The 6,407-nt window shown below is 62.3% G+C and carries 6 protein-coding genes; 4 read left to right on the top strand and 2 right to left on the bottom strand.

Annotated features, from left to right (window positions below; translation table 11 throughout):
* The first annotated feature begins 12 nt into the window (after nucleotides 1–12).
* Complete coding sequence (locus AC52Q4_RS04475) at nucleotides 13–2,424, top strand: AAA family ATPase (protein WP_495535605.1); 2,412 nt, start codon at nucleotides 13–15, stop codon at nucleotides 2,422–2,424.
* The gene (locus AC52Q4_RS04480) at nucleotides 2,411–3,265 is read left to right on the top strand and encodes a universal stress protein (protein ID WP_495535606.1); all 855 of its coding nucleotides are present in this window, start codon (nucleotides 2,411–2,413) and stop codon (nucleotides 3,263–3,265) included. Before AC52Q4_RS04475 ends, AC52Q4_RS04480 begins: the two co-directional genes overlap by 14 nt.
* 168 nt (nucleotides 3,266–3,433) lie before the next feature.
* On the opposite strand, the gene AC52Q4_RS04485 is transcribed toward AC52Q4_RS04480, so the two are convergent.
* On the bottom strand, nucleotides 3,434–3,754 hold the full coding sequence (locus AC52Q4_RS04485) for a chaperone modulator CbpM (RefSeq protein ID WP_495535607.1): 321 nt from the start codon (nucleotides 3,752–3,754) through the stop codon (nucleotides 3,434–3,436).
* A gap of 347 nt (nucleotides 3,755–4,101) precedes the next feature.
* On the opposite strand from AC52Q4_RS04485, the gene AC52Q4_RS04490 reads away from it, so the two are divergent.
* The gene (locus AC52Q4_RS04490) at nucleotides 4,102–4,497 is read left to right on the top strand and encodes an N-acetyltransferase (RefSeq protein WP_495535608.1); all 396 of its coding nucleotides are present in this window, start codon (nucleotides 4,102–4,104) and stop codon (nucleotides 4,495–4,497) included.
* A gap of 207 nt (nucleotides 4,498–4,704) precedes the next feature.
* Here the strand turns inward: AC52Q4_RS04490 and AC52Q4_RS04495 are convergent, their stop codons facing one another.
* Nucleotides 4,705–4,905 carry a hypothetical protein gene (locus AC52Q4_RS04495; RefSeq protein ID WP_495535609.1) on the bottom strand — a complete coding sequence of 67 codons (201 nt, stop codon included), beginning with the start codon at nucleotides 4,903–4,905 and terminating at the stop codon, nucleotides 4,705–4,707.
* 255 nt (nucleotides 4,906–5,160) lie between these two features.
* On the opposite strand from AC52Q4_RS04495, the gene AC52Q4_RS04500 reads away from it, so the two are divergent.
* The gene (locus tag AC52Q4_RS04500; protein WP_495535610.1) at nucleotides 5,161–5,826 is read left to right on the top strand and encodes a Spy/CpxP family protein refolding chaperone; all 666 of its coding nucleotides are present in this window, start codon (nucleotides 5,161–5,163) and stop codon (nucleotides 5,824–5,826) included.
* The last annotated feature ends 581 nt before the right edge of the window (nucleotides 5,827–6,407 follow it).

Genomic DNA, 6,407 nt, shown 5'->3' on the forward strand with positions numbered 1-6,407 from the left:
AGGAACACCGGAATGGCCATACCCAAACCGCTGAACCCCGAGGAGCTCTATCGGCGCTGTGATCCTGAGTCCTTCGACTTCGAGACGACAGCGGAACTGGAGCCATTCAACAAAATTGTCGGTCAGGATCGGGCCCTTGGAACGCTCAAATTCGGCACCGGAATCAACAGCGAAGGCTACAACCTCTTCGTGCTCGGCCCTCCGGGGATCGGTAAACACGAGGTGGTGGAGAAGTTTCTGCGCGCCCGGGCCGCGGACGAACCCACGCCCTCGGATTGGGTGTACATCAACAACTTCTCCAATGCTCACAAGCCCCGGCTGGTCGAGCTTCCTGCCGGCCGGGGCGAGCGGTTTCGCGAAGATCTGGAGACGCTGGTCCAAGAGCTTCGCAGCGCCATCCCCGCCACCTTCGAGAGCGAGGAGTATCAGAGCCGGCTGCACGATCTGCAGCAAGAGTTCGGCCAGCGGCAGCAGGAAGCGTTCCGGGAGATTCAGGAAGAAGCCGACAAGCACGACATCGCATTGACTCAATCGCAAAGCGGCTTCACCTTCGCACCCAAGCGCAACGGTGAAGTGCTGCGTCTGGAGAGCTATCGCGCCCTGCCGGAGGAGGAGCGCGAAGCGTTCGAACGCACGATCGAGCAACTGCAGGAGCGGCTACAGCAAGTCATTCAGCAGATGCCGCGCTGGCGCAAGGAGACGCAAAACCGGATCAACGAGCTCAACGAGGAAATGGCCCTGTTCGCGGTCGGCCATCTCTTGGATGAATTCCGCGGGAATTATCGGGACTGCCCGCGCATCCTGGAACATATGGACGCGATCCAGAAGGACGTGATCGAAAACGTCGGCGCGTTCGTCGGCCAGGACGATCACAGCCACGCCGCCGAGCAACTGCTCAATCGATACCTGGCCAATGTCCTGATCGACAATGGAGCGCAGCAGGGCGCACCGGTGGTCTACGACGACATGCCCACCCATCAGCATCTGATCGGTCGCATCGAACATCACGTCCAGCAAGGGGCCCTGCTCACCGATTACCGGCTGATTCGCGCCGGCGTGCTGCATCAAGCCAATGGCGGCTATCTGATATTGGACGTGCGCAAGCTGCTGATGCAGCCGTTCGCCTGGGAGAGCCTCAAGCGTGCCCTGTTCTCCAACGAGATCAAGACCGAATCGCTGGAGCAGCTCTACAGCTTGATGAGCACCGTGTCGTTGGACCCGGAACCGGTACCGCTGAACCTCAAGGTGGTGCTGCTCGGCGAGCGGTTGCTTTACTATCTGCTCTCCGCCTTCGATCCGGACTTCCTGGAACTGTTCAAGGTGCAGGCCGACTTCGAGGAGGATGTGGCGCGCACGGCTGAAACGACCCAGGAATACGCTCGCCTGATCGGCACCATGGCACGTCAGGAGAACCTGCTCGCGCTCGATACCAGCGGTGTCGCGCGCGTGATCGAGCACGGCAGCCGGTTGGCCGACGACAGCGACCGGCTCACAACGCACAACCGTGCCATTTTCGATCTGCTGCGCGAAGCCCATTACTGGGCTTCGAGCGCCGAGAGCGACCTAATCACCGGCGAACATGTGCAGCAGGCCATCGATCATCAGATCTACCGCGCCTCGCGGGTGCGCGAAAGCATGGAACGAGCCATCCACCGCGGCACGATCATGATCGACACCCGAGGCGAAGCCGTGGGACGGGTGAACGGCTTGTCCGTCATTCAGCTCGGCGGCTATGCCTTTGGACGGCCGACGCGCATCACGGCGACGGCCCGGCTCGGCCGGGGCAACATGGTGGATATCGAACGCGAGGCCAAGCTGGGCGGCAATATCCATTCCAAAGGCGTGATGATCCTGTCGAACTTCCTGGCCGCCCGCTATGCCCGGGATCGCCCGCTATCGCTGTCGGCGAGTCTCGCTTTCGAGCAATCCTATGGCATGGTGGACGGCGACAGCGCCTCCGTGGCCGAATTCTGCGCGCTCATCTCCGTACTGGCGAACACCCCGCTCAAGCAGTCGCTTGCGGTCACCGGTTCCGTGAACCAGCACGGCCAGGTCCAAGCCGTAGGCGGTGTCAACGAGAAGATCGAAGGCTTTTTCGATATCTGCAAGGAGCAGCACCTCGATGGCGAGCACGGTGTGTTGCTGCCGGCCGCCAACATTCCCCACCTGATGCTCCGACACGACATCGTGGAGGCCGTTCGTGATGGATGCTTTCGTGTCTATCCGGTGCGTACGGTGGATGAAGCCGTGACCTTGATGACCGGCGTGGAGGCGGGTAAGCCGGAGGCGGACGGCGAATACCCGGCCGGCTCGGTCAACCAACGGGTCGAGCAGCGCCTGCGTGAGCTCGCGGAGCTGGGGCGGCGGATACACGGCGGTAACGACGAGCGTGGGGAGCAACGCAAGAACAATGGCGACGACTGACAAGGACACCGCCCGCATCGATCGCGTCGTCGTTTTGCTGGACAGCTCGCGGGCCGCGCGCGTGGCCCTCGAGGCTGCCGCCGAGCTTGCGGCGCGGCGGCGTGCGCATTTGCTCGGCCTGTTCGTCGAAGACATTGATCTGCTGCGCTCGGCAAGCCTGCCCTTCGGCCGCGAGATCGGTTTCACCTCGGGGCGTATTCGCCCCATGAGCACTGCCGATATGGAACGCCGCCTGCGGCAGCAGGCGGAGGAAGCGCGCCGCCTGCTCGCCGCGGTCGGGCGTCGCCGGTCCGTGGAATGGCGCCTCCATGTCTGTCGCGGCCAGGTGGAGGGAGAAACGCTCGCGCTCACCGCTCCGACGGACTTCCTGGTGCTGGGGCGCATCGATTGGGCCCGGGGTACCGGCTTGCGATTCGGCCAACTGACCGTGCGCATCGCCAGCACCGCCAACTGTGCGGTAATGGTCTTGGGAAGCGCCCCGCACCCGACGCAGCGCTCGATACTGGTGCTCTACGAGGAAGCCGAATCCGGCGACCGGGCACTGGCCACGGCGGCGATCATGGCGCGCGACACGCGACAGGAGCTCACTCTCCTGCTGCCCCCCTCGGCCGCGTCGCTCCTCGCTGGACTCGAGCAGGCGGCCCGACAGTGGGCCCGCCGGCACCGAATGAGACTGAGCTTCATGCGTCTGCCCGGCGCCGACGCGCCGGCCTTGGTGCAGGCGCTGCAGGAAATGAACGCCCGGGTGCTGGTTCTCAGCAGAACCAGTCAGGCGGTACGGAATCCAGCGAATCGCTCGCTGCTCGAAGAGATCGAATCACCCGTCGTGGTGGTGCCTTGAATCCGTGACGTGAGCTTTCGCTGGCATCGATGCGAGGCCACGCACGCCCGTCTCGTGAAGGCGACCCGGAGGATCGACTGTACGCAAGCGCCCCGCCTGCCGTGGCCCGAAAGAGTCCTGCGTCACAGGCCGCCGGGCAGCGTCTCGCCGGGAACAGCGCCGGAAGCGCTATCCCGGCTCATTCAGGCACGCAGCCTCAGCCGATTCGCGTCTCGCGGCCTGCTGGCGCAGCGCCTCGAGTTCGTCCATGAGCTCGAGCGCCAGCGCCGCACCTGGAAGATTGACCCGCAGATCCTCGGTCAGCCTGCGAACGACTTGGACGCGCTGGACGGCCTCGCCTGTGAAATGCCAGTGTAGCGGATCACAACCCGCCGGATCCACGATACCTTCCTCGACCATTTCGGTAATCAGCTCGATGCTCGCACCGCACATACGGCAAAGCTCGCCCAAGCTCAGTGTGAGGTGCGCATCAAGAACTGTTCCGATCACGGCGCGCCTGTGCTCTCGCATAAGTCACGCTCCATCCCTCACGTGTGGAGATCAAAACCGCCCGACCCACGGGCGCGATCGCGCAACGTAGCCTGCGCATTACCGGCAAACGCGAAACGCCTCCGCTGGGACGGCTGGAGGCTTCTTCCGCGTGCTCAAGCCTGCCTTATTATGGACCACCTGCGGAGCGCAGAAGCTCACTGAATCGTTGCGGACAGCCGAGAATTTTCGCCGGTGCAACCGCACACCCGCGCAGTCGCCATTGGAGGACAGGAGTGGTAACGTGCGCCACGCCGTTGAGCAATTCGCAAACAATTGGGGCCTAAGGCTGTATACGGAGAGGCTTGATGTCCCTGAGAAGCAATATCCATGCCGCGTTTGAGGAGTGGCTCAATGCAACCCGGGCCTGTGAGGCGCCGCGCGCGGCGGACGCGGAATTGAGTTTCCGTCGTTACGGCCACGCGCTCGCGGTGTTGGAAATGGAGTCGGATTATCTGGTGCTCTGCCGGATCGAGACGCCTTTGCCGTACCGCCGCCAAGGCCACGCGACGGCGCTGCTCAAGCTGCTGACAGGCATCTGCGACCGACATCGCGTCACCCTGCTGGCTCAGGCCAGCGCTTACAGCGACGCCCAGGGCATAAGTCAAAACAGCCTGCTCGCCTGGTACGGGCGGCACGACTTCGAGGTGGACCGCGGCCGCACTACGCAGCCTCCTTTGGTCTGGTACCCGCGCAAGCCCTAGCCGCGCAGACCGCACCCGCGCACGGCAAGCACCGAAGGCCCGCCCTGGTTGGAGCACCCCGCCAGGGAAGCGGAGCGCTACCGGGGCGGCGCACGACGCATCATGAAGGTCTCAGCCCGGGGGCACGTGCGCCCTGCAGCCGCGGGCTCGGGTGCGAGCCGATCTCGCGCGGCTCGCGTGCCTTGCAAGCACCGCCCGCGCCGGCACCTAGGCCCTGAGCGGGGGGCCCTTGCGCATCGACTGGCGAAAAAGCGGATAGAGCACGACGTCCTTCAGCAGCCAGGCGCAGAGGATCAATCCCGCGCTGAGCTCGGAGAGCCAGCCCGCATCCATGGTGAGATAAAGGGCCAGGACGACCAGCACCGTGCCCGGCAACTGCAGCAGCGTATAACAGATAAAAAGGCGCATACTTCCTCGTTCCTCGATTCCTGCGGACCGATGATCAGAAAAGCGCTTCAGCCCACCCGTCGCGAGTCTCGCCGCGGCGGCACGTCGGGCGCCACCAAGCAGTTTATTGGATTCACGGGATTACGCAAACCGCCCTTGGCCTGCGCTTGCACGCCCGGATCCGATCGTGCGAACCGCCGCTGGAGGGTCGAAATGCGAGCGGCGTCAGTGCACCAAACCTCCGCTCCCCGCGCGATGCGAGAGACACGCGACCCCTTGTATTTCGGGCACGGCGTCACTAAGTCGAAGGTACTCGTTTCATTTGATGATGAGGACGCTATGGAAAAGACAATAAGGCATCCCTTCGTTCAGACCGTCGTACTGCTGTTGCTTTGCCTCGCTCTGGGAACCGGCTCGGCACTGGCCAATCATCGGCCCGGCCATACCGGTTACTCCCACAAAGGGCACATGCACGCAATGGGCGCGACGTGGGGAAAGGACATGTTCGCCTACGTACCCATGGGGATCATGTTCCAGAAAGACCTGCTCGGGCTCTCGGACGAGCAGGTTCAAAAAATTCGCTCCCTTCATAAGGAAATGCACAGCAGCGGCGGCAACCATGACGCCGCCGTGAAAATCCACGAGCAATTGGAATCGGCGTTGGAGGGGGGAAAACTCGACCTCTCCACCTATGAATCGGCCCTGAAAGAGGCGGCCGACTTTGCCGTCAAGAATCGCCTGGAGACCGCGCGCAAGGCCCAGGAAGCGTTGCAGGTTCTGAACGAGGATCAGCGCAACCGCTTTCTCTACTCGATGCAGGTGATGCACGCGTGGATGGAAATGCACGGCTCGAAACACCATAAGCATGGAAAGCACGGCAAAGGCATGAGCAAGAGCAAGAGCAAGAGCGAAGGAGACATGAGCGAGGAAAGCGACGACTAGCCCCTCAGTACCCACCGTCTCTGCATCTCTCGCCGGCCCCGCCCGAATTCGCATTGGCGGGGCCGGTGCGCTTTGAATCAATACGCACAGCCTCGCTCAATTTCATGGCCGATACTTTCCATTCGATGCCTACGCCCGCCACCTGCGACTTCGGCTGATTCCACAGGCAACGCCCCAGACGGCGGAAGCCGTGTCCCGCTTCGCTTGTCGGCATTTATTACACACAGGCTCACCGTCGCCAGGCGACCGGCGCCCCCTTAATGACTAAGCGCCTGAAGAATCGTGTGTTTTCAAATTAAATTCGCAATGAAGAGCTAATGGCGCATTTATTGCTATGACCATTACGGCTGGACTTTCAGCATGGATTGCGTAATTTCGCCATGGATCGCTGCGTTCTGCCACGGAAAACGGGCTTTCACATGGTTCATTAAAGGTTTCAACAATGAAAATGCGAAATCTTTGTTAATTATCAGTCTAGGTATTGGGAGTGATTGCGACGGGAAATGCCTCGGCTACCGTCATGGCATGTCCCGCGAAAATCTCGGATAACGTCTATGGCGGTGTCGACTGTGAATACAGCG

The organism is Nitrococcus sp. (assembly GCF_059432795.1).